The sequence below is a fragment of the Candidatus Deferrimicrobiaceae bacterium genome, from assembly GCA_036504035.1.
Taxonomy (GTDB): Bacteria; Desulfobacterota; Deferrimicrobia; order Deferrimicrobiales; family Deferrimicrobiaceae; genus JANXPS01.
This window is the reverse complement of record DASXVV010000008.1, coordinates 26,409-52,611: the sequence shown is the minus strand read 5'-3', so window position 1 is coordinate 52,611 and position 26,203 is coordinate 26,409. Positions and strand designations below refer to the sequence as shown.

The following is a 26,203-nucleotide window of genomic DNA, read 5'->3' as shown; positions in this document are numbered from 1 at the left end:
TCTACTCTCCGTCGTCCTTCTGGTCGGGAACCAGGCGGCGTGCGCCGATGTAGCGGCGCAGGAAGTAGGGGGCGTCGAGGCTGTCGATCTTGACCTTGTGGTCGCCCGACGAGGCGTGGATGAACTTGTTGTCGCCCAGATAGATGCCGACGTGCGACGGGAAGCGGGCGTAGGTCTTGAAGAAGACCAGATCGCCGGTCGCAAGCTCCTCTTTCTCGATCTTTTCTCCCTTGGCGAACTGCTCGCGCGCGCTGCGCGGCAAGGGGATGTTGAGGAAGCCGAACACCTTCTGGACGTATCCGGAGCAATCGATGCCGGTCAGCGACGTGCCGCCGAACCGGTAAGGCAGGTCGAGCATGAGCTTGGCGATCTTGATGACGCGGCCGGTGAGGCCGACCGGCTGGTCTTCCTCGATGATGGGGCCCAACATGCCGTTGTCGACCGAGGCCGCGGACAATAGCTCGGGCGCCAGCTCGGCGACTTTTGCGGACGCCGCGGCAGCCCCCGCGGCCGTCATGGAGGCCTCGTTCTGCAGGATCTTCTCGAGCTCGCGCCGGCGATCGGCGGTGATGGAGCCGCCTCTCCCCCTCCCTCCCCCGCCGCCGCGGCGAACCAGCAATTGGCTGCCGGGCTTGAGCTTTTTGGCCTTCTTGACGTGGTTGAGCTGCTTGAGCGACTTGAGCGACAGGCCGTATTTCGAAGCGACCGAAGCGAGCGTATCGCCCTTGCGCACCTTGTGGTAGACCGGGGCTGCCGCGACATCGCAGGCGACAACCGGAGCCGCGACCGGTTCGGCCGGGTGCTTCTCGGCGACCGCGGTCTGGACGGGCGGCTTTGCTGCCATCTTTTCGGGCGTTTTCCCCGAGGCGTGCGCCACGGGCGCCTCGACGGCGGCCCTTGCAAGCGCCGGGGAAGCCGCAGCAGCCGTCTCGGAGGCGGGCTTGACGCGAAGCCGCATCCCGATCTTGAGCCGACGGGCATTTTTCCCGGGGTTGAGCTTTTTCAACGCTTCCAGGGAAAGGTCGTTGGCGTGGGCGATCGTCGCGAGGGTATCGCCCTTGGCGACGGTGTGGTAGCCCGCCCATTCGGTGGTCGAAGCCGACACCTGTGCGGAACGGACCGGTACGGCCGCGGCGGCAGGCGCGGGGACGGGTTCGGGCGCTTCGGCCTTTTCGACCTTGTCGACCTTGTCGACCTTGGCGACCTTCGCGGCCTTGCCCTTGGACGGAAGGGTCAGTTTCATGCCCGGCTTGAGGGCGTCGCCCTCCAGCCCGTTGGTCTCGCGGAGCGCCCCGACGCTGACATGCTGCCGCTTGGCGATGCGCGCAAGGCTGTCGCCCTTGCGGACCTTGTAGGTTGCGGCAGACGCAACTCCGGTTCCCAACGCGATCAGCGCAACGAGCAGCAGGATTATGTGTGATTGTTTTCGCATCGGATAATTGGCCGTGCCCCCCGAATGGCGGGTGCCTATGCTCCCCCACGGAGCGCACCCTCGTTCGGTCAGTTCGATTGGGGCATGATACCACGCGGGTCCATGTCAACCAAGAAAATAACGCCGTAAAATCATTAATAATATCAATTAGTTAGCAGGATATTCCCGTAACAAGCCGTAATATAACGGAAAATTGGGCGGGGCGCCTCCCCCCCCCAACCCTTCAGTCCTCGGCGCGGCGGTTCGGCCCCTTGCCGCGGACCACCCGGTCGATGTCGCGCTTGGCGTCGCGTTCGGCCATGTCCTGGCGCTTGTCGTAGAGTTTCTTGCCCTTGGCCAGCCCGATCTCGACCTTGACGTTGGGCCCCTTGAAATAGAGCTTGAGCGGGACGAGGGTGAGCCCCTGCTCGCGCATCTTCGCGTAGAGCTGATCGATCTGGCGCCGGTGGAGCAGCAGCTTGCGGCTGCGCAGCGGGTCGATCACCCGGGTATCGCCGTGGGAATAAGGGGTGATGTGGAGATTCTCGATGAACAGCTCGTTGCCGCGGACGGTCGCGTAGGCGTCGGACAGGTTGATCCGCCCCTGACGGATCGACTTGACCTCGTAGCCATGCAGCACGATCCCGCACTCGACCGTGTCGAGGATGAAGAACTCGTGCCGCGCGCGCCGGTTGAGCGCGACGGTCTTCTCGGTCATCGTCTTAGCGGGCTGTTCGGCCAAGCGTCTCTTCCTTCTTTAATGTCAGTCTATGGATCCAGTGCGCCGTGGCGGCAGATTCCGCCGACGACCGTCGCCCGGATCTCGCGTCCGCCGGTCGCCTCGATCAGGCGGGTAAGGAGCCCGGCGTCTGGCCCTCCGGGGTCGCCCGCCACGCAGAAATCCGCGGGCATGCCGGCGGCAAGCGCCCCGCCGGGAAGCCCGAGCGCGGCCGAACCGTTCACCGTCGCCGCACGGAAAAGCGCCGCGAGCAGCCCCGGCCCGCCCAGGTCACCCCGGTAGAGGTCGGCGGCCGCGCGGATCTCGTCCCACAGGGAAAGGCCCGGCACGGAGGCCCGGCTGTCGGTGCCCAGCGCGAACGGGATGCCCGAGTCGACGAAGTGCGTGACGTCGGGAGAACCGTTGCCGTGGGCGTCGTTGCTGCGGGGGCACAGGACGAACCGGCTGCCGGCCGCGCGGAGCGCGTCGATCTCGTCGCGCCGCAGCCGGACATTATGCACCATCAGCGCGCCCTCCCGCAAAATGCCCGTGCGTGCCAGGTATTCGGGGAGCGGCATTCCGATGCCGCGGAACCAGGAGACGTCCTGCCCCACCGCCGGAAACAGGGCGGAGGCGATCGGCCCGGTCCCGCTCCGGAGGAATTCGATCTCTTCGGGCGATTCCGCCAGGTGCAGCGCCAGCGGCACGCCTTCCCGCCCGGCCAGCGCGCCCAGCGCCCGCAGCAGCGACCCGCCGACCGTGTACGGGGTGTGGGGAGAGACCCCGGGCAATACGAGGGGATTTCGCCCCGCTGCCTCCCTCAACCGCGAAAGGGAGGCGACGGCCAATTCCCCGGCCCTCTCGGCCGCCTCGGGCGCGAAGCCGATGGACTCGGCGTATACGCGGGCGCGCAGCGGGCTTTGGTCGTAGACGGACAGGTCGGCGCCGGCGATCTCGCCCACGGCGGTCGTACCGAAGGACAGCGCCTCGGCGGCGGCGATCCGGAAATGCAGACCGAAATCGGCGGGGTTCGCGCCCCGCCGCCACGCGATCAGCCGCAGGAGCCAGGCGACGAACGGGGAGCCGGCCGCGGCAGCCTCTTCCTCGTCGGGAAAACCGACCGGCGGGATCTGCAGGTGCGTGTGGGCGTTGACGAGCCCGGGAAGAATGGCGCAGCCGGGCAGGTCGATCCGGCGGAAGCCGCCCGGAAGGGCGTCGGCCGCGTCGGCCGGGCGGCCGGCGGCCAGGACGCGCTCGCCGGAGACGGCGAGCGCCCCCGGCGAGAACACGGTATCGGCTTCGGCGACCAGGCGTGACGCGACGAGCAAAAGCGGTTCGGAGGCGGTCATTTCACGGACGACGAGCCGCGCCAGTTGCCGTGCCACCGCGCCAGGTAGTCCTCGAGCGGCTTCCCGGCCGGCGCCGGGCCGGAAGACTCGTCCTTGTCGGCGGCGGATTCGGGCGCGGCACCCGTTCCCGCCCGGGCCGCCTCGTCCCTTGCGCGCCGCGCCTGCTTTTCCTCCTCGACATCGAGGAGGAAAAGCCCCTTCATCGAAGGCATCCCGGCGGGCTAGTGCTGGCCGCAGCAGGCCGCGACGCGGGGACGCTGGCTTTCGGACTCGACCTTCCGCTTGACGTTCGTGATCGCGTTGTTCTTGTCGACGTAGACGAGCGTGGGCTGGAAGTCGGCCAGCTCCTTCTCGTCGTAACTGGCGTAGTTGGCGATGATGATGAGGTCGCCCTTGCTGACCTGCCGCGCCGCCGCGCCGTTGAGGCAGATGACCCCCGAGTCGCGCTCGCCCTTGATGGCGTAGGTCGAGAAGCGGTTGCCGTTGTCGATGTTGTAGATGTGAACCTGCTCGTACTCGACCAGGCCGGACGCTTCCATCAGCGTCTCGTCGATGGTGATGCTCCCTTCGTAATGCAGCACCGCCTCGGTGACGGTGGCCCGGTGGATCTTGCACTTGAGCATGGTACGGTTCATCTTTCATCCCCCCTGATGAAGCGTGGTGTTGTCGATCAGCCGCGCGGGACCCAACTGTGCGGCCACAAGCAAGGTGATCGCCCCCGACGGAACGGAGAGCGGCGCCAGTGTCTCGGGATCGCGCGCCTCGACGTACTCGAGCGCGGCGCGCGGCTCCCCTTCGATCTCGCGGCGGACGACGGCGACCAGCGCCTGCGGATCGCGCTCGCCCGCGGAATACAGCGCCTGCGCCCGGGACAGCCCGCGCGACAGGCAGAGCGCGGCGATCCGGTCGTCGCCCGCGAGGTACTTGTTCCGGGAGCTCATCGCCAGCCCGTCGGGCTCGCGAACGATGGGCGCCCCCACGACCTCGATGCCGAAGTCGAGGTCGCGCGCCATCCGGCGGAGGACGGCGAGCTGCTGGAAATCCTTCTCGCCGAAGGCGGCGACGTGCGGCCGGACGAGGTTGAACAGCTTGGCGACGATCGTAGCGACCCCCCGGAAATGGCCGGGGCGCCGCTCGCCGCACAGTCCTTGCGAGACGCCGGTCACCTCGACGAACGTCTGGCTGCTCTCGGGGTACATGTCGGCTACGCTCGGCAGGAACACCGCGTGGACCCCGGCCCCGCGCAGCGTTTCGAGGTCGCGCGCCTCGTCGCGCGGATACGTCTCGAAGTCCTCGCCGGGCCCGAACTGGATCGGGTTGACGAAGATCGAGGCGGCGATCGCGTTGCAGCCGTGCGCCCGCAGGACGTCGTAAAGGCTCGTGTGCCCCGCGTGCAGGAAGCCCATCGTGGGGGCGAAGCCGATCCGCCGCCCCAGGCTCCGGCGAACGTCGGTCCAGGCGCGCATCTCGCCCGGTGTGCGCAGGATCTCCATCAGAAAGAATGCTCCTTGTCGGGGAACGCCCCCGAACGCACCGCCTCGGCGTAGGCGGTCACCGCGTCCTTCACCGGGTCCTTAAGCTCGCCGAACCGCTTCACGAACTTCGGCCGGAACGCGTCGAACAGCCCGAGCAAATCGTGCATCACCAGAACCTGCCCGTCGCAGCCCGCTCCCGCGCCGATCCCGATGGTGGGAATCGACAACCGTTCGGTCACAACGGAAGCCAGCCCGGCCGGCATCCCCTCGAGCACGACCGCGAACGCGCCCGCGTCCTGCACGGCCATCGCATCGTCGAGCAAACGAGCCGCCTGGCCTTCGGACTTGCCCTGGACCTTGTAGCCCCCCATGCGGTGGACCGACTGGGGCGTCAGCCCGATGTGCCCCATGACCGGGATGTCGCATGACGCGATCGCACGGATCGTGGCCTCCATCGCACGCCCCCCCTCGAGCTTGACCGCCTCGGCGCCCGCCTGCAGCAGGCGTCCCGCGTTGCGCACAGCATCGGAAGCGCTCGCCTGGTAAGAAAGGAAGGGCATGTCGGCCACGAGGAAGGAACGCTTCCGGCCGCGGGCCGCGGCGCCGGTGTGCCGGATCATGTCGTCCATCGTGACGGAGAGCGTGTCGGGTTGCCCGTAGACGACGATGCCCAGCGAGTCGCCGACGAGGAGCATGTCGACGCCGGCCTCGTCGAAGATGCCGGCGAACGTGGCGTCGTACGCGGTGATCATGACGATCTTGCGCCCGTCGTCCTTCATCTTCGCGAAATCGAGAATAGTCAGCTTGTCGGCCACTTGCCCCTCCGATTCATCCCCAAAGAAAAACGGCCTTCCCGGAACCGAGTCCGGAAAGGCCGTGCGATAAGCGATGCACGGACCCGCAGCCGCTTGAGGGCATAAACCCCGAGGCGACGCGTCTCCATCTTGCGATTCCGTCTTGGTCCGGCTAGCCGGATCCCAGCGGTATGTAGTGTTGCGTGCCGCGCTTCATGCTTTTGACCTCTCTGACGAGATGGTCCAAGTCGCGCGGCTTCCCAACGAAATCGATCTCGCTCGTGTTGACCACCAGGAGCGGCGTCTCGTTGTAATGAAAGAAGTACTCGTTATAAGCATCGCTCAGCGTCTTGAGGTAGTCAAGCGAGATGTTCCGCTCGTAGCCGATGCCCCGCTTCCGAACCCGGTTGAGCAGCACCTCGGGGCGCGCGTTGAGGTAGATCACCAGGTCGGGCTTGGGCACGTTGGGCGAAAGGAGCTTGTAGATCGAATCATAGAGCGAGATCTCGTCCTCCTCGAGGTTGATGAGGGCGAAGATCTTGTCCTTTGCCAGGATGTAGTCGGAGACGACGCTCTGCTCGAACAGGTCGCCCTGGGCCAGCTCGACCTGCTGCTGGCGGTAGCGCGAGATCAGGAAGAACAGCTGCGTCTGGAACGCGAACGTGCGCGGGTCTTCGTAGAAGCGGTCGAGGAAGGGGTTGGACTCGGTCTTTTCCCGGACGAGACGGGCGTTGAACGCGGCCGCCAGGCTTTTGGCAAGCGAGGACTTTCCGACGCCGATGGGACCTTCGATGGCGATGTATCGCGGATGGGTGTTCGTCTCGGTCATCGAAATCTCATTCTATTCGGACGGGACGGCGGATTCCACCGATTTTTCGAACGGGCCCCGGGCGAGCAGTCCTTCGGCCAGTCGACGATAGCCTTCGGGCGGGACCGTTTCGGCGCGGGCCGACGGGTCGATCCCGGCCTCGACCAACAGATGGAGCCAGTCGGCGGCCTCCCCGGGAAGGAAGGTGGAGGGCGCATTGCGGAGCGTCTTGCGCCGCTGCGCGAATGCGGTGCGGACGACCGCCTGAAGCGCACGGACGAACAGGGCGGACGTGCCCGGGAGGAAGCGAAGCGTGAAGACGGCCGAATCGACTTCGGGCGCCGGAGTGAAGCATCCGCGCCTGACGACGAACGCCTGCCGCGCCGAGCCCAGCACGGCGACGTATACCGAAAGGATTCCGTACGCCTTGCACCCGGGCGGCGCGCACAGCCGCTCGACCATCTCCTTTTGCAGCATGAGGACCGCCCTCGGGAAGATCTCGCGCAGCGCGATCAACCGCAGCAGCATCTGGGAGGAGACCGAGTAGGGCAGGTTGCCGACCACCGTTCCGCCGGAAGGAAACCGGCGCCGCAACGCGTCCTCGGGAAGCGCGAGGAAATCGGATTCCAAAATCTCGACGTTACTTTCCGCAAAGCGGTTGCGCAGCCAGCCCGCCAAGCCGCGATCGAGTTCGACGGCCGTCACGGGCGCTCCCGTCTCGGCAAGGAGGTCGGTGAGTCCCGCCAGGCCGGGGCCGATCTCGAGATAGGGGGGCCCCAGCGTTTCGGCCTCGGCCACGATCTTCCGGCAGACGTTGCGGTCGTGCAGGAAATTCTGCCCGAACGCCTTGAGGGGGGCGAACCCCAGGTCGGCGAGCAGCTTGCCCGGATGCTCGGCGGAGCGGCCGGTCATGGGCTAGCTCGAAAATCGAGAGGAGGCATAAGCGGAAAGGTCGAGCCCCGACGCGTGGCCGGAAGCCAGGCGGTGCGCGCCCAGGAGCGCGACCATCGCCGCGTTGTCGGTGCAGAAGACCCGCGCGGGGAGGTAGACGCGGACACCCGCCTTTTCGCCCTCGGACGTCATCCGGTCGCGCAGCCTCGAATTCGCCGAGACGCCGCCCGCCAGCACCACGCGCGGGACCCCCTGGCTGCGCGCCGCTGCGATCGCCCTGGAGACAAGCGCGTCGACGATCGCCTCCTGGAAGGAAGCCGCGACGTCGACCCTGGGCGTCGCCTCGCCCTCGGGCGATTCGAGGAACAGGCGGAGGGCGGTCTTGAGGCCTGAGAAGGAGAAATCGAGCGGCGCGCCCGAAACGCGGGCGCGGGGAAAGCGGATGCGGGCCCGGTCGCCCTCGGACGCCATCCGGTCGATGAGGACGCCCCCGGGATATCCCAGCCCCATCATCTTGGCCGCCTTGTCGAACGCCTCGCCGGCCGCATCGTCGCGGGTGGCCCCGAGGCAGCGCGCCTCGTTCCACGACGAGACCAGGAACAGCGAGGTGTGGCCGCCCGAGACGAGCAGGGAGACGTAGGGGAAGGGGATGTCATGCTCGAGGAAGGCCGCGTAGATGTGCGCCTCGAGGTGATCGACGCCGTAAACCGGCTTTTGCCAGGCGTAGCCCAGCGCCCGCGCGAAGCTCAGCCCCACCAGCACCGCGCCGATGAGCCCGGGCCCTGCCGTGGCCGCAACGCCGTCGATCGAGGACCCCTCGCAGCCCGCCGCGTCGAGCGCCTGCCGGGCCGCGGGCCAGACCGTGCGGATGTGCTCCCGCGACGCGAGCTCGGGCACCACGCCGCCGTAGGGGGCGTGGACCGCGACCTGGGAAGAGACGACGTTCGAGCGGAGCCCCGCCTCGGAGTCGTAGACCGCCGCGGCCGTCTCGTCGCATGAGCTTTCGATGCCGAGGACACGCACGGGAAAACCTCGGCTTCAGCCGTTCACAGGAGGTTGGCCGCCAGCTCGGCGAGCGGGGAGCGCTCGCCCTTGACCAGGAGAACGTGGCCGGCCATCTGCTCGCCCTTGAACCGTTCGACGGCGCACGACAGCCCGTTGCTCGCCGAATCGACAAAAGGATTGTCGATCTGGTACGGGTCGCCGGTGAGGACGACCTTGCTGTTCTCGCCCGCGCGGGTCAGGATCGTCTTGACCTCGTGCAGGGTGAGGTTCTGAGCCTCGTCGATGATGATGAACTGGTTCGGGATCGACCGGCCGCGGATGTAGGTGAGCGCCTCGATCTCGAGGATGCCCATGTTGATCAGCTCCTGGTAGCCGCGGATTCCCTGCGCCTGGCCGCCCTGCCCCTGGCGCGACCGCTTGTCCTTGTTGGAACCGAACAGGTACTCGACGTTGTCGAAGATGGGCTGCATCCAGGGCTTGAGCTTCTCTTCGAGGTCGCCGGGGAGGAAGCCGATGTCCTTGCCCATCGGGAGCACCGGGCGCGAGACCAGCATCCGGGAATAGACTTCCTCGTCGGTGATCTTGCGCAGCCCCGCCGCGATCGCCAGCAGCGTCTTGCCGGTGCCCGCCTTGCCGGCAAGCGTGACCAGCTTGACCGAATCGTCGAGCAGGATGTCGAGCGCGAAGTGCTGTTCCTTGTTCTTGGGCCGGATGCCCCAGATCTCTTCCTTCATCGCCGGCAGAAGCTTGATGCGATTGTTCGGGCCGTCGTACCGCCCGAGCGCCGACGCCTGCGTGACGCTGTCGCGATAGACGACGTATTCGTTGGGAAAGAAGGCGGGCGGTTCGGCAGCAATCTCGCCGCTGGCGTAGAAGGCGTCGATCGTCGACTTGGAAGCCTCGCGCTCCTGGTAGCCCTTGTAGAGCTCCTCGATCTCGACGCGGTCGTTCTCGAAATCTTCGGCCGCCAGCCCGAGGGCGTCGGCCTTGATCCGCAGGTTGGTGTCCTTGGAGATGACCACCACGGGAACGTCCATCTCGAGGCCCCGGACGCTCAGCGCGACCGCGAGGATGTGGTTGTCCTCCTTGGTGCCGTGGAGCTCGGCCGGCAGCAGCGCCTCGCCATCCCCGCCGAACGCGACACGGAGGGTGCCTCCGTTCTCGAGCGGGACCCCGATCGCCAGATTCCCCTCGAGGCGCAGCCGGTCGATGATCTTGGAGACGGTGCGGGCGTTCCGCCCCAGCATGTTGAGATCTTTTTTGAAGTGATCGAGCTCTTCGATCACCATGATCGGAATGATGACCTGGTTATCCTGGAATTTGAAAATGGCGGTGGGGTCGTGCAGCAGGACATTGGTGTCCAGCACGAAATTCTTGATCATCCGGCCTCCCGGGTTATTTGATTTCGGACAGCTTCAGGCGCGCCTTTTCGGCGACGGGCGATTTCGGGTGCTTCGAGAGCAGCAGGTCGAACAGCGTCTTCGCGTTTTTCTTGTCGTTGAGAGCCAGGAATGAAAGCCCCTGCTTGTACATCGCATCGGCCGCCTTCTCGGAGGACGGGAACTTGTCGATGACGTCCTGGAAGGCGATGATCGCGTTCTCGTGGTCTTTCTCGGTGTAGTAGCTCTCGCCCCGCCAGTAATAGACGTTGGGCGTCAGCTTGTGGCCGGGATATTTCGAGAGGAAGGCTTCGAACACGGAACGCGCGCGCCCGGCGTCGCCCCCCTTGAGGGTCCCGAGGGCATAGTCGTACATATCCTCAGCGCTTTTCCATTCCTGCGGGGTCGCGGGCGCCGCCTGCGCCGCGCCGCGACTCGATGGCGGCAGCACCTTCTCGAGGCGCTCCTCGAGCGATGCCAGGCGACGGTCGACCTCACCGATCTTGCCGGCCTTCGCCTTGATCTCCTGGAGGACGATGGCGCCTTCGTCGGTCTTGCCGTTGAGGCGGCTGATCTCCTTTTGGACGTCGACCTTGTTCTCGTCGATCCGGGTGTCGGCGGCGCGCAACTCGGACTTGACGCCGTCGAGCGAGTTGGTGAGGTCGGCGAGGTCCTTGCGGAGCGCCAGGATCTCCTCGGGGTTGGCCCGAAGCACCGCCTGCCCCTCTGGAGGCTGGATGGCGGGAGCGGGCGCCGCTGCGGTCGCGCGCTTGGCGGCGGCCATCTCCTGCTTGAGCCCTTCGACCTCTTCCTGGAGACGGACAAATGAACCCGTGTCTGCGACGGCGCAACCGCCCGCTGCCGCGAAACCCGCAAGGCAGAGGATGGAAGCGATCTTCCGGAGCGTGATCATGGGATCGGTTGCCCCCCTAGGTTATTAGCGCACCAGGAAATGACCGCGGCGGTTCCTGGCCCACGCCTCTTCGGTCTCGCCCTGCACGGCCGGCTTTTCCTTGCCATAAGAGACCGTCTGCAGCGCGGTCGAATTGACCCCGAGCGCCGCGAGGTATTTCTTGGCCGATTCCGCACGCCGCTCGCCGAGCGCCATGTTGTATTCGGCGGTGCCGCGGGAGTCGCAATGCCCCTCGATGATGAGCATCCCCACTTTGTTCTTGGACATGTAGGCGGCGATTCCCGCCAGGATGGGCTTGGCGTCGTCGCGGATGGAGGACTGGTCGAACTCGAACAGGATGTCCTGGAACGGTGAGGCCTTTTCCTGGGTCGCGCCGACGCCGGCCTGGGCTTCGGCCATCGCCAGGCGGTTGTCGGAACCCACGGCGCCGGTGCCGTTCTTCCCGCCGCCGGCCCCGTTGCGCGCGGTCTTGGTGCCGGCCTCGCCCTTCAGCGTCTCGCTCGAGATGGCGTCGGACCCGCCGTTGGCGCCCTGCCCCGCCGCTCCGCCGACGCCCGCCGTGCCGGCCGCCCCGGACGCCTCGTCGCCTCCGCGAACGGTCTGCTTCTTCGCGCAACCGACGGACGCAGCCAGCAATAACGTCAAAAGCAGGATAACCCAGCTGTTTCTCATGACATGCCCTCCGTACGAAATGGTTTTATCTGATAAAAGATTATCGTCGTGGTGACCAGGAAGGTGAGCCGATCCCCGTGAGACCGGAGAACAATTTGCGTTCGTAACGACCATCCAGCGAAATGATTTTCAGGTCAGAGTAGTCTTTTTTCTGAAAGGAGTAAACAACGTAGCGGCCGTCCGGCGAGAAGCACGGGTCAAGGCAATCGCCCGACCCGGAAGCGAGCAGTTTCTGGTCGGATCCGTCGGGCCTGACGGTGTAGATCGAGTACCGCCCCCCGCTGAGCGAGGTGAAGGCGATCAGGTTGCCCTGGGCCGACCAGGAAGGCGAAGTCGAATAGGAGCCCACGTGGGAGACGCGCGTCTCGGCGCCGCCGCCGATATCCTTGACGTAGACCTGGGGAGATCCGCCCCGGTCGGAGACGAACGCCATCCGCTTGCCGTCGGGGGAGACAGAGGGGGAGACATCGATGCCGCCGCCGCCCACTTCCCGGTTCATGGTGCCCGTGGCAAGGTTCATGGAATAGATGTCGGAATCGCCGGAGGCGCTGGCGGAGAAGTAGAGGATGTCGCCCGCCGGAGAAAAGCAGCCCGGCGTCTTGGAGCTGCCGAACTTCACGGCGGTCATCTCCCGGCCGTCCATGAGATTGCGGATGTAGATCAGGGGGAGGCCGGACCGATAGGAGGTGAACGCGAGGCGCTGCCCGTCGGAGGCCCAGCGGGGAAACAGGTTGAAGCTCTTGTTGTCGGTGACCTTGCGCAGGTCCTCGCCGTCGATGCCGATGAGGTAAATCTCTTTGCCCTTGTCGGCGCTGCCCCGGCCCGGATGCGCCGAGAAGGCGATGTCGGTGTCGAAGACGCCCCGGACGCCGGTGAATGCGTTGAGGACTTCATTCGCGAACTTGTGCCCCATCATCCGGATGCGTCGCACCGGACCCGTGTAGCGCTTGCCGATCATCAGCGTGCCCAGCGTCGCGTCGTAGAGCCGCATCTCGAGCGTGACCTGGTCGCCGCGCACGTCGACCTTGCCGATGACGATGGCCTCGGCGCCGATCAGTTTCCAGGAGGGGAACGCAAGCGGCGCCCCGCCGCGCTCGAAATGGGTCGGCAGCACCCGCTCGAGGTAGGCCTCGGAGCCGATGACGTCGAAGATGGAGGTCATGGCGAGGTCGCCGGAGATGACCTTGGGGAGGACCTTGCCGAGCGCCGGGTCGCCCGACGCGACGACGAACGGGGGGATCGCAACCGGCATCCTCCGGCCACCCGACGCGTTGATGTCGATGGAGAGGATCGCCCGTGCGGGCCCGGCGAATGCGGTCATGACCACCAGCGCCACCAGGGCGGCTGCAAGACGGAGCTTCAATAGACCCCTCCTGAACCGTAAAAGTTGAAGGACACCTGAAAATGGGTCTCGCCGAGAATCAGCGCTTCGGGAGGACTGGGAAGCGGGCTCGCCTTCATGATCGCCCGCTTGACCGACTCGTCGAAATAGAAGTTGCCCGACCTCCGGATGATCTCGACGCCGGCCGAGGGAACATAGCCATCGCGCTGAATCATGATGACGACGGTGGCCACCAGCGCCTTCGCGTCGCCGACCGGCTGCGTCCAGTTGGCCCGGATCCTCTCGTCGAGCGCCCGCGCGTACTTGAGCTCCTCGGAATTGGCGTCGGGCTTTCGGCCCGAGACCGGCCCGTACCCCGTGACGGGCCCCATCGCGGCCAGGTTGACCTGGTGGGAGGCCCGGTCGCGCATCTTGCGGAGCATCTCGTTGAGCTCCACCTGTGCCCGCTTTTCCTCGATCGCCTTCCCGGCATTCGCCTCGGCCGTCTTCCGGGCGCGCAACGCATTGACCGCGTCGCGGACCTGGTGCACATCGGGCTTCGCGTCGTGCGTCGCCATGGCGGTGGGGCTGGCGGGCGATGCGGCTTTCTTCGGCGCGGATGCCTTCGGAGCGGCCTTCTTTCCGCGAGGAGGCTCGGCGGGCTTCGGAAGCGCCTCTTCGGCAGGCGCGGGTGCGGGCGCCGCGGGACCCGCAGGGACGAGCCCGACGAGATCGACGACCGTAACTGGCGTGAGGCTGAGGAGCGGGGACGCTCCCCACTTCATCCAGGCGGCGCCGAGGCCGGCCAATGCAAAATGCAGCACGACCGACAGCAGCACCATGAATCCCAGGTTCTGCTCGCGGAAAGGCCTGAATACGGGGGCTTGTACCCGGCGGCCCCTAACGCTCGAGCGGTTCTGTGACCATCCCAAGTTTTTCGATCCCGGAGTTCCGTATCTCGGCGATCACCTTGACCACGAAACCGTATGGCACGCTGCGATCGGCCCGGAAATAGACCTGGCGGTCGACGCGTCGGGATACGACCTCCTTGAGCACGGGACTGAGCCGGTTGAACTCGACCCCCTGCTTTCCGATGAAAATGCGGCTGTTGGCGTCGACGGTGACGACGAGCCGCTCTTCTTCCGCGTGCAACGCCTTGGCGTTGGCCTGCGGCAGGTTGACATCGACCCCCTGCGTCAGCATGGGGGCCGTGACCATGAAGATGATGAGAAGAACAAGCATGACGTCGACGAGCGGCGTCACGTTGATCTCGGACATCGCCCTCGGGATCCGGCGATGGTCGTCGCCGCCTCCTCCTATGCCCATGCCCATGGCGTCAGTTCCGCTCGATCTTGCGTTCGACCAGGTTGACGAAGTCGGCGGCCATGCCGTCGAGCGTCGTGGCGATCAGGCGGACGCGATTGACGAAATAGTTGTAGGCCATGACCGACGGGATAGCGGCCGCGAGGCCGGCCGCGGTGGCGACGAGCGCCTCGGCGATACCGGGGGCGACGGTGGACAGCGTGGCGTTACCGCTAGCGGCGATGCCGGTGAAGGCGTTCATGATGCCCCAGACGGTGCCGAAGAGGCCGATGAACGGGCTGGCGCTGCCGACAGTCGCCAGGAAAGGCAGGTAGCTTTCCATCTGCTCGATCTCTTCGTTGATGGCGATGCGCATGGTCCGGCCGATGTTCTCGAGCGGGAACGGCGACCCCGGCTCGGTGCGGCCTCGCTGAATGCGCGTCAGCTCGACATAGCCGCGGCGGAAAACCTCGCTCATCGGGGTGCGTTCGAACGAGTCGACCTGCTCGTAGAGGGACGACATCTTCGAGTCGTCGAAGCTCTTGCGGAACACGCGCTGCTGGACTTCGATCCCCTTGAACAGCTTGAACTTCATGAAAATGACGGCCCAGGAGACGACGGACGAGAGGACGAGCATCAAGAGGATCAGCTTGACGATAGGCCCCGCGAGCATGACGTGCTTGAACACTTCGGTGTCGAACATGCCGGCCGTCGTGACGGGCATCGCCGCCGCAGCCAAGGTGAAGGAAAACATCTGTCGAGAAACCTCCTCGAGTCGGTAGTAACACATCTGTATAACCGATTCCCGCGAGGGAATCAATGCCCGCCGAAATCATTGACAAGATCGCCAGTGTTTACATAGGATAGGGGCGTGGAACCGAATGCCCTGAAAAAATCACGCAACACTCGGCAGCGGACGGTCATTCTCGATATCCTTCGGCAGACCCGTTCCCATCCTTCCGCCGAGGCAATCTATCGCGAGGCGCGCAAGAAGCTTCCGAACATCAGCCTCGGCACGGTCTACCGCAACCTCGGCTTTCTGCGCGATCAGGGCATGGTCAAGGAGATCCGGGCGGCCATCTCCACCGGCTCCCGCTTCGAGGCGGCGATTCCCCCGCACGCCCATTTCCACTGCTGCCATTGCGACCTCGTGGTCGATATTCCCCTACCCGAAACGCTGTACGATTTCGGATGGGAATGCAGCGAGCACATCTCTTCGATCAACGAACTCGAGCTGCACGTAATCGGCGCCTGCGCCGGCTGCGCTCCCTCCCCGATGCACGCCGGGGCCTGACCCGCAACAGCAAGCTCCCCCGCCAATGCCCTCCTCGTATCCGTCCGTCATCTCGCCCGAATAAGGGGCGACTGGGCACGGGTCACCTCCCTCATCATTCCCCAGCGCGCAGCGGATCCGGGTGTCCCCGGACGGGGGCCTATGCCCCGAGCGGATTTAGCCGCCATGGAAGGCGGCGCGAGGGGTATGGAGTCGCAGGGAGGCCATGGATGGCCCAGCAAGACGTCCCCCGGGAGGGGATACCCGGAGCGCGTCAAGCGACGGGGATTCGCGGGAGAACACAAAACCACAAGTCGGGACAACTGGGCAGCGAACGCAAAAAAAGCCGGGAGCGGTTGCCCGCCCCCGGCTTGGATCGAACCAGATTGCGTGGTTGCTTGCCGGCTTACGCCAGCTTGCGGCCGCCTTCGGCAGCCCACTTCTCGAGCATCGGCGTGGTGACGGACTTCGGGCGCTCGATCGCGTAGCCGAGACCGCGGTCCCACGTGATGTTGGCCATGCAGCCCAACGCGCGGCCGACGCCGAACAGGACGGTGTAGAAGTCCCATTCCTTGAGGCCGTAGTAGTACTGGATGACGCCCGACTGCGCATCGACGTTCGGCCACGGGTTCTTGGTCTTGCCGTGCTCGGTGAGGACGCCCGGGGCGACTTCGAAGATCATGGAAACCAGCTTGAACAGCGCATCGTCCTTGAGGCCGGGGGTGCTGAGGCAGAACTCGCGCTGCGCCATGTAGCGGGGGTCGGTCTTGCGGAGCACGGCGTGGCCGTAGCCCGGGATGACCTGGCCGGCGTTGAGCGTATCCCACAGCGCCTTCGTGATGAGTTCCTTCGTGGGCTCGACGCCCTTGCAGTACTTCTCCTGGAACTTGATGGTCCAGTCGAGCACTTCCTGGTTGGCCAGGCCGTGGAGCGGACCCGCGAGACCGTTGAGGCCGGCCGAGTAGGAATAGTAGGGATCGGAAAGCGCCGAGTGGACCAGGTGGGTCGTGTGGGCGGAAACGTTGCCCGACTCGTGATCGGAGTGGAGGATGAAGTACATCCGGGCCACGTCCTTGTAGGTCTCGCTCTGGCCGATCATGTGGGCGAAGTTGGCGCCCATGTCAAGCGTCGGGTCGATCGCGATCTGCTTGTCGCCACGGTACTTCAGGTTGTAGATGAACGCCGCGAGGATCGGGATGCGGGCAACGATGTCGGTGGCGTCTTCATAGACGGATTCCCACGCGGTCATCTTGTTGAACTTGCCGGAGTTGTAGAAGGCGGCGAACTTGGAATCCTTCTGCATCATCAAGAGGCCGGCGGACAGCATGACCATCGGGTGGCTTTCGGCGGGCATCGCACGGACGGCCTTGAACACGTATTCGGGAACGACCTGGCGCGTCTTGAACTCGGCGACGACTTCTGCGACCTGCGCGGCGGTCGGGATCTCGCCCGTCAGCAGGAAGTACCAGAACGACTCGACGGTCGGGTACTTGGAGCCGGGCGCCTTCGGCAGCGCTTCGAACGTCTCGGGGATGGTCTTGCCGCGGAAGCGGATGCCTTCCTGCGGGTCGAGGTAGGAGATGTCGGTGACCAAACTGCGAATGTCGCGCGCACCACCGATGCACTGGTCGATCGTGACCTCGTCGATCTTGACCTTGCCGAACTCCTTCACCAGCTTCTGTGTGCGGGGACGCCAATCCGTGATCTTCTGTGCCAACGTTTCCTTCAGGCCCATACCGTTAGTACCCCCTTTTCATCCCTTTGGGATGTATATGGTGGAGACAACTGCGCGCAAAACAGGAACAAATCCCGTTTGATTCGAAACTGCGGATTGAATACGGTATACACTCTGTCCGTGGTTATAGCAAGAAAGTTTTGCAATCGTCAAGTGGGAAGAAATGGCGTTTGACTTGTGCCGATTTCCCTTGTAGGATTAGCGGCTTACCTCGATCATGATCGGAAAGGCCAAGACCGGAATGGAGACGTTCGAACAGAAAATAATCGCACGCCGATTCATCGTTACGCTCGAATGCAACCCCCCGAAAGGCGGCGATCTCTCGCCCGTTTTGACCCGACTCGCCCCCTTCGCCGGACGCATCGATGCGATCAACGTGACCGACAGCCCGATGGCGAAGGCCCGGATGAGCGCGATCGCGGCTTCTGCCGTCATCGAGCGCCGGACGGGCATCGAAACCATCTTCAACTTCACCTGCCGCGACCGGAACCTGATCGCGCTTCACGCCGACCTGCTCGGGGCGCATGCGCTTGACTTGCGCAACGTCCTGTGCGTCACGGGCGACCCCACTTCCCTCGGCGACTGGAAAGAGGCGCGGGGGGTGTTCGAGTTCAACTCCGGCGGACTGCTCAAGCTGGTGCGCGCGCTGAACGCCGGCACCGACCATGCGGGGAAGGCGCTACCGGCGGGCGGCTCGATGCTCTTCCCGGGGGCGGTCTGCTGCCCTTCCGCCCTGTCGGTCGAGACCGAGATCCGCGAAACGGTCCGGAAAGCGGAGGCAGGCGCCTGCTACTTCCTCTCTCAGCCCGTCTTCGACGCCCCGGAAGCGCGCGCCTTCCGCGAAGCGACGCTGGCCGCGGGTGTGACGGCCCCGATCGTGTTCGGCGTGATGCCGCTGAAAAGCCTCGCCTTCGCAAGATACCTCGACGAGAACGTCCCCGGGATCCGGATCCCGGCCCCGGTACTCGACCGCCTCTCCTCCGTCCCGGAATCCGAAGCGGCGGCCGAGGGGATCCGGATCGCCTCGGGGCTCGCGCGCGAGCTGGGCGAATTCGCCGCCGGCGTCCACATCATGCCCACCGGCCCCCTCGAATCCGCCGTCGCCATCCTAGACGCCCTGGCGCGCTAACGGAATTCCGCTCCGGACGTGCGGAAACCCTTGGTTGACATCGCCCCTTCCGGTCGTCGAGAATCAATCTCATGGATGATCAAAGCGTTCGGTTTTCCGAAGAGCATGTATGGGTGCTCGACATGGGTGATTGTGCCCGGGTCGGGCTTTCCGACTACGCCCAGGAGCAGTTGGGCGAGATCGTCGCTTTCACGGCGACCGAGGTCGGGCTTCTCCTCGAACCCGGCGATCCGCTGGGCGAGGTCGAGTCCCAGAAGACCGTCGTCGAGTTGCCCTGCCCCGTCACCGGCACGGTGCGGGCGATCAACGACGAAGTCGTCGAGGACCCGTCCATCATCAACGTCGATCCCTACGGCAAGGGATGGCTGATCGAGATCGAACTGAACGACCCCTCCGAGATCGACCACCTGATGACGTCCGAAGAGTACGACGAGTTCAACGAAGACTAGCGACCTCACCGACCGGCTCTCCCGTTCCCCGAACAACTTTTCCTCGGCGATACCCATCCCCGCGCCCGGATATCCCGCATGCCTGTCGACTGACGATTAATTGTCGGCGGGCCCGAAGATCCCCGTCTAGAGCCACGCGGGGGGCGCCCTTCCCGGGGGACGTCTTGCCGGCCCATCCATGGGCCGTCTGCGACTCCCTTCGGCGATCCTCCGCCGTCCATGGCTCCCGGATCGCCTCAGAGGCCCCCGTCCAGGGCCCCCCCGCTTAGGCTTACGCCGGGGATCGGGAGGCCTCGGTCACACCCCCGGACGCAGGGCAACCTGATACATCGTGCATCGTCGGCCTTCACCTTTATGGTTCGAATATTCCCCACCCTAACGGCATCCCACCCCGAGATTTTCGCCTTCGGTGAAACTATCCCTATCGGCGGCCATATGGCCCCGCGGAGACACGGATGTCGTGAGCGGGGACATGGCAGTGAGCCGGAATGGATTCCGGCGAAACGAAGGTTGCGGGAAAGGTTCACCGGAGGCGTCACGGCGGAAGGCGAACCCCGGCGGAGTCGAATCGCGGGGGTGCACTCCGATGGGGCGTATGGCCCGAGCGGTTTGAGCCGCCATGGATGGCGGCGCGAGGGTCATCCGAGGCGCATCCGGCGCATGGATGTGCCGGATGCGCCGTCCCCGAAGGAGAGCGCTCCCGCGATTCGGCGGCAGCGAGGTCAGGATGTCCGAGCGTGAGCCGGCTCTGATGCGGTCCGGGAAGGGAGCCCCCGCGTGGCGCTCGCCGGGAGTCGGCAAGAGATACGATCGCAGCTATCCCCAGGGCGTTCGCCCTCGGTCCCGACAGCGGAAGAAGGTAGGGGGTCTGAGCGAAATGCCCCCTCCGATGACGCCGAGGGACCGAGGGTCTCCGCCCGGCTGCACACTGTCGCATGTTCCCGTCACGAAAAAGGGGCGCCCCCTTACGGGAGCGCCCCTTTCGTTACTGGGCCGTATCAGGCCGGCGATCAGTGGTGCGAGGAGCCGGGCTTCTTGCCCTGGACCTCTTCGAGCTCGAGCGGGTGCTCGTGCTCCATCTGCTCCATCGACAGCTTCCCGTCGAGCCAGGTGAAGGCCATCGGCGAGAAGTCGGGGTTGATGAACACATAGTAGAAGTGCCAGACGATGATGGCCAGCGTGGCCAGGATCGCCTCGTAGTAGTGGATCAGCGTCGCGATGTCGAGTGCCCACATCGGCAGGTGCTTGAGCGCCGCGGTGGCGAACCAGAGCATGAAGCCGGTGACGATCATGACGATGGTGCCCCACAGCAGCGCGAGGTATTCCATCTTCTCGATGTAGCTGAAGCGGCCGCAGCGCGGACCGTGGTCCTTGATGCCGAGGTAGAACTGCATCATGTCGAAGATGTCGCGCAGATCCTTGGGCGCCGGCAGCATCTGGTAGAACTGCTTGCGGCCGCGCTCGGTCGTGATGATGTACCACACGTGCGAAAGCGAGGCGAAGATCATGATGACGGCGGCCGTCCTGTGAAGCAGGCCGCGGCCGATCGAGTTGACCGCGTCGGAGGCGAACGGCAGCGACCACTTGTATTTCAGGGCGAAGCCGGTGATGACCAGCGTGATGAACGTCGACAGCGTCAGGAAATGCTGCAGCCGCTCGGGCTTGTTGAGCCGCTCGAAGTAGCCGGGGGCGTTGCGCCGGGCCAGGTAGCGGATGCGCATCTTGCGGAAGAAGTCGAGGCCGTTGTGCGCCGCCATGCCGCCGATGGTGCCGAGGATCAGCACGAAGTAGAGCTTCTTGACGAAGTCCTTGATCCAGGCGCCGGTGCCGCCGGGGCCGACGTGGATGTTGCCCTGGGCGACGAAGTCGTTGACGCCGGGGTGGCACTTCCCGCAGGTGACCTTGAGGTTGTTGTCGTTGATCGAGGAACGGGCGTCGCTCTCGGGATAGACCTTGTGGCCGGTGTGGCAGTCGGCGCAGGTGGCGACGCGGGCGTCGCCGAGCGCTTCGGAAAGGCCGTGGAAGCTGTCCTGGTAGCCCTTGACCTTCTCGACCGATACGCCGTACTTGGCGGCCATCTTGTCGGCGCCGTGGCACGAGGGGCAAGCCTTCTCGGAGACGATGGCGGCGATGGTGACCTTGCCTTCCTTGCCCCTGATGTTGTGGTCGCCGTGGCAGTCGATGCAGCCCGGCGCGTCGGGAACGCCGCGTTCGAACGAGGTGCCGTGGATGCTCTGGGCCCAGTCGCCGGTGTCGTGGCACTGGCCGCACGTCTTGGGAACGTTGGAGCGGAAGACCGGCGAGGCCGGGTCGAGGCGGTCCTTCACGTCATGGGACCCGTGGCACGACACGCAGGTGGGAACCGAGGTGTCGCCCGCGAGCAGCTTCTTGTAATGGACACTCTGCGCGTACATCTTGCCGGCGCCCGGGATCGGGATGCCGGAGCGCCGCGCCGCCTCGGTGGCGCCGTGGCAACGCATGCAGGTCTTGGACACGTTCTTGAAGCTGACGTGCGAATTGTCGTCCTTGGCCTTGAGGATGTCGTGGGCGCCGTGGCAGTCGGCGCAGCGCGGCGGGTTGGCTGCGTTGACGCCGGCGTGCAGCACGACGTGACGGCTCTGGGAGAACACCTTCGCGGCTTCGGCATGGCAGCCGGAGCAGTCGACCTGCTTGAGGTGCGCCGTGTGGGGCAGCGCGCCGCCGATGTCGGTGTGGCAGTCGGTGCACGACATGCCGGCGTGGACGGACTTGGCGAACTTGTCCTTGTCGACCTGGAAGGTGATGACGGGGCTCTCGGGGACGTCGCGCTTGATCGCCGCGGGCCCGCCCTCCTTCAGCCCCGCATCGGAAGCCGACATGCTCTTTTCGCTGTGGCAGCCGAAACAATCGTCGTTGCTGACCGCCATCGCGACGGCGGGCAGCATGGCCAGGCCGAACGCGAGCAGGGCGGCCAGTCCGATGCGACGCGTTGCGCGCCTCGTGTTACTGGGGGACATTGCTTCTCCCTTCTCCTTAAGAATATGTTGGGTTAGGTATCGATGAGGATTTTCGAACAGTAATAAATACAGCACAATCACCGGGCGAATCAAGTCGAAATTTCCGCGGGCGCCGCAGGACGGCATCGGACAGGGGGGTCCGGCGAACTTTCCGTGGAGTTCCGTGCGGTTAACCGATCCGGCCCCTGCCGGTCCACAGGGATTTCCACCGCTCTCCACAGCCGTCGCACCCCGGGGCCTGCGTCAAAATAGGCGGGAATCCGCAGGGTTATAAATTTCCTCGGCGGGCGATTTCCTTTCCCTTGACAGCGCCGGACAGCCCCCATATCTTGTATCCCTGTCATCGAAGACCACAATATAGGCGATAATATCCAATATAATAAGATCAGGGGCCGGTTCCCGCAGGAACCGCCCGGATGGAGCGAACCATGGAGATGAACCTTTCCCTTTCCACGTCGCCGGTGTCCGTCGCCGGCGCGGAAATATCGCATCGCGCCGCCGGCTTGGGGGGGCACGACCAGCCGCCCGCCGAGTGGGTGGCGGCCATGGCCGCCAAGTACGGCCCCATGCCGATCAGCGACAACGCACGCACCGTGCTCGAGCGGCGCTACCTCAAGAAAGACAACCATGGCACGCCGGTCGAGACGCCCGAGGAGATGGTCGCCCGCGTCGCCTACAACATCGCGCTCGCCGACGGCCTCTATTACGGCGCCATCCCCGAGGTCGTGCTGCGCGGGGCCGAGACGTTCTATGCCATGATCTCGTCGCTCGCGTTCCTGCCCAACTCCCCCACGCTGATGAACGCCGGGCGCGAGCTGCAGCAGCTCTCGGCCTGCTTCGTCCTGCCGGTCGAAGACTCGATGGACTCGATCTTCGACGCGGTCAAGCACACCGCCCTCATCCACAAGAGCGGCGGGGGCACCGGCTTCTCGTTCTCGCGGCTGCGTCCCAAGAACGACGTCGTCAAGTCCACCAAGGGTATCTCCTCGGGCCCCATCTCGTTCATGACCGTCTTCGACGCGGCCACCGAGACCATCAAGCAGGGCGGCACGCGGCGCGGCGCCAACATGGGCATCCTGCGCGTCGACCATCCCGACGTCATGGAATTCATCTCCTGCAAGGCCAAGAACGACCGGCTCAACAACTTCAACATCTCGATCGCGCTGACCGAGGATTTCATGAAGGCGGTCGAGGCCGACAGCGAGTACAGCCTGGTCAACCCGCACTCGAAGCAGGCCGAGGGCACGCTCAAGGCGCGCGAGGTGTTCGAGAAGATGGTCGACTCGGCCTGGAAGAACGGCGAGCCGGGCATGATCTTCATCGACCGGATCAACCGCGACAACCCCACGCCCAAGATCGGCGCCATCGAGAGCACCAACCCGTGCGGCGAGCAGCCGCTGCTCCCCTACGAAAGCTGCAACCTGGGCTCGATCAACCTGCTCGCGATGCTGGCCGGCGAGAACGGCTCCACCCGCATCGACTACGACAAGCTGAAGAATACGGTCCACGATTCCGTCCATTTCCTCGACAACGTCATCGACATGAACAACTACCCCCTGCCCGAGATCCGGCAGATGACGGTGGGCAACCGCAAGATCGGCCTGGGCGTCATGGGCTTCGCCGACATGCTGATCCGGCTGGGCATCCCCTACGACTCCGACGAGGCGCTCGCCATCGGCCAGGAACTGATGAGCTTCATCCAGGAGGAATCGCAGGCCGCGTCGGCCAACCTCGCGCGCGAGCGGGGGGCGTTCCCCAACTACCCGGTCAGCGTCTTCCCCGAGCGGTCCGACGTGCCGCGCCGCAACGCCACCACGACGACGATCGCGCCGACCGGCACGATCAGCATCATCGCCGGCGTCTCCAGCGGCATCGAGCCGGTCTTCGCCCTGTCCTATATCCGCAACGTAATGGACAAGGACCACCTGGTCGAGGGGCACCCGCTCTTCGAGGCCGAGATGAAGCGGCGCGGGCTCTACACGCTCGACCTGATGCGCAAGGTGTCCGAGGCGGGCACGCTCCACGGCCTCGAAGACATCCCCGAGGAATTGCAGCGCGTCTACGTCACCGCGCACGACATCTCGCCCGAGGCGCACCTGCGGATGCAGGCGGCCTACCAGAAATACGTCGACAACGCCGTCTCCAAGACCGTCAACTTTCCTGCCGACGCCACGCGCGACGACATCCGCAAGGTGTTCGTCCTCGCCTACAAGCTGGGGTGCAAGGGCGTCACGGTCTACCGCGACAAGAGCCGCGACGAGCAGGTGCTCAACATCGGCGGCGTCAACAAGAAGGAAGCCGGCGAGGACGTCGCGGCAATCGCGCCCGCAACCGACGACGGAGGCATCTACGTCTCCCCCCGCCCCCGCCCCGACACGCTGATCGGGGTCACGCGCGAGATCGCCACGAGCTGCGGGAAGCTCTACGTCACGATCAACCGCGACGAAAAGGGCATCTTCGAGGTGTTCAACCAGATGGGCAAGGCGGGCGGCTGCGCGGCCTCCCAGTCCGAGGCGATCGGCCGGCTGGTGTCGCTGGCGCTGCGCTCCGGCGTCCAGCCCGACACGATCATCAAGCAGCTCAAGGGCATCTCGTGCCACCTGCCGTCGTGGGGCGGCAACGGCGACAAGATCCTCTCCTGCGCCGACGCGGTCGCCAAGGCCATCGAGTGGTACGTCGAAAGCGTCGACAAGCTGTTCGCGGGCGCCGCCGCGATGTCCCCCGGCGAAGTGGCCGCGGCCGCCGCGAGCGCCACGTCTCCCCGCAAGCGCAACGCCAGCGACGAGATCGCGCGCGGCGCCTGCCCCGACTGCGGCAGCCAGGTCGAGCGGCAGGAGGGCTGCCTCAAGTGCCGCTCCTGCGGCTTCTCCGAATGCTAATATAGGGAAAGCGCACCGATCGACCCGACGAAGCACCGGGGGGACGCCGCAGCGTCCCCCTTTTTTTATCCCCCGAAAGAGGACCCATTGGCCGACACGCCGTTCGTCACGTTCGAAGGAATCGAGGGCTCGGGAAAAAGCACGCAGTTGGCGCGCTTGTCGCAACACCTGACCCGTCGCGGCATCGTCCACCGGACCACGCGCGAACCGGGCGGCACCCCGCTCGCCGACCAGATCCGGTCGCTGCTGCTCTCCCCGCGCGAGGAAGAGGTCTGTTCCGAGACCGAGCTGTTGCTCTACGCCGCGTCGCGCGCCCAACACGTCCGCAGCGTCGTCCTGCCGGCGCTGGCAGGCCGGTTGCCCGTGCTGTGCGACCGCTTCCTCGATGCGACCTGCGCTTACCAGGGCGCGGCCCGGGGACTCGACCGCGCGGCGATCGACTGGCTCAACGCCTATGCGGCCGGCGAGGCGAAACCCGCGCTCACGCTGCTGTTCGACGTGCCGGTCGCGGTCGGCTTCGCCCGCGTCTCGGCACGCGGCGGCGCCCCCGACCGCCTCGAAAGCGAATCGCACCGATTCCACGAGCGGGTCCGCGAGGGCTATCTCGAGCTCGCAGCGCGCGAGCCCGGCCGCATCGTCGTCATCGACGCCACGCCCTCCCCCGACCGGGTGCATGACGCCGTGCTCGCCGTGGTCGCGGAGCGTTTCGCGTGGTGACGGCTTTTTCCGCAATCCTCGGGCAGGAGCGCGCAATGGGACTGCTGCGCCGATACGCCGCGGCCGACGGGAAAGCGGCCGGCTTCCTGTTCCACGGCGAGGAGGGGATCGGCAAGGAGATGGCCGCGCGCGCCTTCGCCGAGGCGCTGATCTGCCGGGAGCCCGGCGACGACGGCGCCTGCGGGCATTGCCGCGACTGCATGCTGCTCGCCGGCGGGGGGCATCCCAGCCTGTTCTTCGTCACACGCCCCGAGGACAAGGCCTCCATCCCGATCGACAGCATCCGGTCGCTTTGGGAAGAGCTGTCGCTCAAGGCGTTCTCCGACCGGCCCCGCGTCATCCTTTTCCTGCCCGCCGACGACCTGCAGCTTCCGGCCGCCAATGCACTGCTCAAGACGCTCGAGGAGCCGCCCCCCAACACCCACCTGCTGCTGGTCGCGCACCGGCTGTCCAAGGTGCCGGCGACGATCCTCTCGCGCTGCCAGAAGATCCCTTTCTCGCCGCTTTCGCCCGATATCGTCGAGCGAATCCTGCTCGCTTCCGGCGAGATCGAAGGGAAATACCCCGAGGAAGCGTTGCGCACCGCGGTGGCCTGCTCGGGCGGCAGCCCGGGACGCGCGCTCGCCATGCTTTCCGCCGGCGACGAAAACCGGAAGGACTGGCTTCGGCTGCTCTACAAGTTCGACCCGGCCGCCACTTTCAAGTTCACCGACCTCTGGAAGAAGGCCGAGGAGCGCGACGACGCCTTCGCCGTGCCGCTGTCGCTCCTGCGAGACCTGCTCCTCTTATCTTCCGGGGCGAACGGGGTTATAATGAATCAGGATCTGCTTGGTGAGCTCGACTCGGTCGCAAGGCGAAAGCCGGCCTCGGCTTGGGCGCGGGCCATGAAGATGCTGCTCGAAACATCCCGCATGCCCCCCAAACAGTTCCAGCGGCGGCTCGCCATCGAGTCGCTGATCTTTCGTTCCCACGGAAAGGAATGACCCA

The 26,203-nt window shown here is 65.6% G+C and carries 25 protein-coding genes; 6 read left to right on the top strand and 19 right to left on the bottom strand.

Annotated features, from left to right (window positions below):
- Position 1: 1 nt before the first annotated feature.
- The 17 genes from VGK27_04925 to tolQ all read right to left on the bottom strand — a co-directional run bounded on the left by VGK27_04925 (position 2) and on the right by tolQ (position 14,792).
- Positions 2–1,432 (bottom strand): LysM peptidoglycan-binding domain-containing protein, encoded by a 1,431-nt coding sequence (locus VGK27_04925; GenBank protein HEY3489451.1) that lies wholly within the window; start codon positions 1,430–1,432, stop codon positions 2–4.
- Positions 1,433–1,655: 223 nt separating this feature from the next.
- Positions 1,656–2,153 (bottom strand): SsrA-binding protein SmpB, encoded by a 498-nt coding sequence (smpB, locus tag VGK27_04920; protein ID HEY3489450.1) that lies wholly within the window; start codon positions 2,151–2,153, stop codon positions 1,656–1,658.
- Between the two features lie 26 nt (positions 2,154–2,179).
- Complete coding sequence (locus tag VGK27_04915; protein HEY3489449.1) at positions 2,180–3,514, bottom strand: amidohydrolase family protein; 1,335 nt, start codon at positions 3,512–3,514, stop codon at positions 2,180–2,182.
- On the bottom strand, positions 3,475–3,681 hold the full coding sequence (locus VGK27_04910) for a hypothetical protein (GenBank protein ID HEY3489448.1): 207 nt from the start codon (positions 3,679–3,681) through the stop codon (positions 3,475–3,477). The genes VGK27_04915 and VGK27_04910 overlap by 40 nt, the downstream gene beginning before the upstream one ends.
- 18 nt (positions 3,682–3,699) lie before the next feature.
- The gene (gene panD / locus VGK27_04905) at positions 3,700–4,113 is read right to left on the bottom strand and encodes an aspartate 1-decarboxylase (GenBank protein ID HEY3489447.1); all 414 of its coding nucleotides are present in this window, start codon (positions 4,111–4,113) and stop codon (positions 3,700–3,702) included.
- A 3-nt stretch (positions 4,114–4,116) separates the two neighbouring features.
- Entirely contained in the window at positions 4,117–4,971 is an 855-nt protein-coding gene (panC, locus tag VGK27_04900) for a pantoate--beta-alanine ligase (protein HEY3489446.1), read from the bottom strand.
- Entirely contained in the window at positions 4,971–5,768 is a 798-nt protein-coding gene (panB, locus tag VGK27_04895; protein ID HEY3489445.1) for a 3-methyl-2-oxobutanoate hydroxymethyltransferase, read from the bottom strand. The genes panC and panB overlap by 1 nt, the downstream gene beginning before the upstream one ends.
- A gap of 151 nt (positions 5,769–5,919) precedes the next feature.
- Positions 5,920–6,576, bottom strand: coding sequence for a deoxynucleoside kinase (locus VGK27_04890; GenBank protein ID HEY3489444.1), 657 nt, complete (start codon positions 6,574–6,576; stop codon positions 5,920–5,922).
- 12 nt (positions 6,577–6,588) lie between these two features.
- A complete protein-coding gene (gene rsmA, locus VGK27_04885; protein HEY3489443.1) occupies positions 6,589–7,467 on the bottom strand; it encodes a 16S rRNA (adenine(1518)-N(6)/adenine(1519)-N(6))-dimethyltransferase RsmA in 879 nt (292 codons plus the stop codon).
- 3 nt (positions 7,468–7,470) lie between these two features.
- A complete protein-coding gene (gene tsaD, locus VGK27_04880) occupies positions 7,471–8,469 on the bottom strand; it encodes a tRNA (adenosine(37)-N6)-threonylcarbamoyltransferase complex transferase subunit TsaD (protein ID HEY3489442.1) in 999 nt (332 codons plus the stop codon).
- A 23-nt stretch (positions 8,470–8,492) separates the two neighbouring features.
- A complete protein-coding gene (locus tag VGK27_04875; protein HEY3489441.1) occupies positions 8,493–9,833 on the bottom strand; it encodes a PhoH family protein in 1,341 nt (446 codons plus the stop codon).
- Between the two features lie 13 nt (positions 9,834–9,846).
- On the bottom strand, positions 9,847–10,743 hold the full coding sequence (ybgF, locus tag VGK27_04870; GenBank protein HEY3489440.1) for a tol-pal system protein YbgF: 897 nt from the start codon (positions 10,741–10,743) through the stop codon (positions 9,847–9,849).
- 24 nt (positions 10,744–10,767) lie between these two features.
- Positions 10,768–11,415 (bottom strand): peptidoglycan-associated lipoprotein Pal, encoded by a 648-nt coding sequence (gene pal, locus VGK27_04865; GenBank protein ID HEY3489439.1) that lies wholly within the window; start codon positions 11,413–11,415, stop codon positions 10,768–10,770.
- A 40-nt stretch (positions 11,416–11,455) separates the two neighbouring features.
- Positions 11,456–12,778 carry a hypothetical protein gene (locus VGK27_04860; protein ID HEY3489438.1) on the bottom strand — a complete coding sequence of 441 codons (1,323 nt, stop codon included), beginning with the start codon at positions 12,776–12,778 and terminating at the stop codon, positions 11,456–11,458.
- Positions 12,775–13,578 carry a cell envelope integrity protein TolA gene (locus tag VGK27_04855; GenBank protein ID HEY3489437.1) on the bottom strand — a complete coding sequence of 268 codons (804 nt, stop codon included), beginning with the start codon at positions 13,576–13,578 and terminating at the stop codon, positions 12,775–12,777. Before VGK27_04855 ends, VGK27_04860 begins: the two co-directional genes overlap by 4 nt.
- Positions 13,579–13,636: 58 nt before the next feature.
- On the bottom strand, positions 13,637–14,068 hold the full coding sequence (gene tolR / locus VGK27_04850) for a protein TolR (protein ID HEY3489436.1): 432 nt from the start codon (positions 14,066–14,068) through the stop codon (positions 13,637–13,639).
- Positions 14,069–14,072: 4 nt separating this feature from the next.
- Positions 14,073–14,792, bottom strand: coding sequence for a protein TolQ (tolQ, locus tag VGK27_04845; GenBank protein ID HEY3489435.1), 720 nt, complete (start codon positions 14,790–14,792; stop codon positions 14,073–14,075).
- 117 nt (positions 14,793–14,909) lie between these two features.
- Between tolQ and VGK27_04840 the strand changes: the two genes are divergently transcribed.
- Positions 14,910–15,332, top strand: a complete 423-nt coding sequence (locus VGK27_04840; protein ID HEY3489434.1) for a transcriptional repressor — start codon at positions 14,910–14,912, stop codon at positions 15,330–15,332.
- A gap of 385 nt (positions 15,333–15,717) precedes the next feature.
- Here VGK27_04840 and VGK27_04835 read toward each other — a convergent pair whose 3' ends face one another.
- Positions 15,718–17,046 (bottom strand): citrate (Si)-synthase, encoded by a 1,329-nt coding sequence (locus tag VGK27_04835; protein HEY3489433.1) that lies wholly within the window; start codon positions 17,044–17,046, stop codon positions 15,718–15,720.
- Positions 17,047–17,263: 217 nt separating this feature from the next.
- On the opposite strand from VGK27_04835, the gene VGK27_04830 reads away from it, so the two are divergent.
- Positions 17,264–18,175 (top strand): methylenetetrahydrofolate reductase, encoded by a 912-nt coding sequence (locus VGK27_04830; GenBank protein ID HEY3489432.1) that lies wholly within the window; start codon positions 17,264–17,266, stop codon positions 18,173–18,175.
- Positions 18,176–18,246: 71 nt separating this feature from the next.
- Positions 18,247–18,624: a glycine cleavage system protein GcvH gene (gcvH, locus tag VGK27_04825; GenBank protein ID HEY3489431.1), complete on the top strand. Its 378-nt coding sequence runs from the start codon at positions 18,247–18,249 to the stop codon at positions 18,622–18,624.
- A gap of 1,010 nt (positions 18,625–19,634) precedes the next feature.
- Here the strand turns inward: gcvH and VGK27_04820 are convergent.
- Complete coding sequence (locus VGK27_04820) at positions 19,635–21,620, bottom strand: cytochrome c3 family protein (GenBank protein ID HEY3489430.1); 1,986 nt, start codon at positions 21,618–21,620, stop codon at positions 19,635–19,637.
- Positions 21,621–22,036: 416 nt separating this feature from the next.
- On the opposite strand from VGK27_04820, the gene VGK27_04815 reads away from it, so the two are divergent.
- The 3 genes from VGK27_04815 to VGK27_04805 all read left to right on the top strand — a co-directional run bounded on the left by VGK27_04815 (position 22,037) and on the right by VGK27_04805 (position 26,199).
- Entirely contained in the window at positions 22,037–24,499 is a 2,463-nt protein-coding gene (locus VGK27_04815) for a vitamin B12-dependent ribonucleotide reductase (protein ID HEY3489429.1), read from the top strand.
- A gap of 87 nt (positions 24,500–24,586) precedes the next feature.
- Positions 24,587–25,216, top strand: a complete 630-nt coding sequence (tmk, locus tag VGK27_04810; GenBank protein HEY3489428.1) for a dTMP kinase — start codon at positions 24,587–24,589, stop codon at positions 25,214–25,216.
- Entirely contained in the window at positions 25,210–26,199 is a 990-nt protein-coding gene (locus VGK27_04805; protein HEY3489427.1) for a DNA polymerase III subunit, read from the top strand. Before tmk ends, VGK27_04805 begins: the two co-directional genes overlap by 7 nt.
- The last annotated feature ends 4 nt before the right edge of the window (positions 26,200–26,203 follow it).

What these genes read in the sequence shown, in the direction of transcription:
- VGK27_04815 (HEY3489429.1), top strand. Translation starts at nt 22,037, where the DNA reads ATGGAGCGAACCATGGAGATGAACCTTTCCCTTTCCACGTCGCCGGTG.
- VGK27_04890 (HEY3489444.1), bottom strand. Translation starts at nt 6,576, where the DNA reads ATGACCGAGACGAACACCCATCCGCGATACATCGCCATCGAAGGTCCC.
- tolQ (HEY3489435.1), bottom strand. Translation starts at nt 14,792, where the DNA reads ATGTTTTCCTTCACCTTGGCTGCGGCGGCGATGCCCGTCACGACGGCC.
- VGK27_04835 (HEY3489433.1), bottom strand. Translation starts at nt 17,046, where the DNA reads ATGGGCCTGAAGGAAACGTTGGCACAGAAGATCACGGATTGGCGTCCC.
- panC (HEY3489446.1), bottom strand. Translation starts at nt 4,971, where the DNA reads ATGGAGATCCTGCGCACACCGGGCGAGATGCGCGCCTGGACCGACGTT.
- gcvH (HEY3489431.1), top strand. Translation starts at nt 18,247, where the DNA reads ATGGATGATCAAAGCGTTCGGTTTTCCGAAGAGCATGTATGGGTGCTC.
- rsmA (HEY3489443.1), bottom strand. Translation starts at nt 7,467, where the DNA reads ATGACCGGCCGCTCCGCCGAGCATCCGGGCAAGCTGCTCGCCGACCTG.
- pal (HEY3489439.1), bottom strand. Translation starts at nt 11,415, where the DNA reads ATGAGAAACAGCTGGGTTATCCTGCTTTTGACGTTATTGCTGGCTGCG.
- VGK27_04820 (HEY3489430.1), bottom strand. Translation starts at nt 21,620, where the DNA reads ATGTCCCCCAGTAACACGAGGCGCGCAACGCGTCGCATCGGACTGGCC.
- panD (HEY3489447.1), bottom strand. Translation starts at nt 4,113, where the DNA reads ATGAACCGTACCATGCTCAAGTGCAAGATCCACCGGGCCACCGTCACC.
- VGK27_04855 (HEY3489437.1), bottom strand. Translation starts at nt 13,578, where the DNA reads ATGGTGCTGCTGTCGGTCGTGCTGCATTTTGCATTGGCCGGCCTCGGC.
- VGK27_04910 (HEY3489448.1), bottom strand. Translation starts at nt 3,681, where the DNA reads ATGAAGGGGCTTTTCCTCCTCGATGTCGAGGAGGAAAAGCAGGCGCGG.
- VGK27_04830 (HEY3489432.1), top strand. Translation starts at nt 17,264, where the DNA reads ATGATCGGAAAGGCCAAGACCGGAATGGAGACGTTCGAACAGAAAATA.
- VGK27_04875 (HEY3489441.1), bottom strand. Translation starts at nt 9,833, where the DNA reads ATGATCAAGAATTTCGTGCTGGACACCAATGTCCTGCTGCACGACCCC.
- ybgF (HEY3489440.1), bottom strand. Translation starts at nt 10,743, where the DNA reads ATGATCACGCTCCGGAAGATCGCTTCCATCCTCTGCCTTGCGGGTTTC.
- tolR (HEY3489436.1), bottom strand. Translation starts at nt 14,068, where the DNA reads ATGGGCATGGGCATAGGAGGAGGCGGCGACGACCATCGCCGGATCCCG.
- VGK27_04925 (HEY3489451.1), bottom strand. Translation starts at nt 1,432, where the DNA reads ATGCGAAAACAATCACACATAATCCTGCTGCTCGTTGCGCTGATCGCG.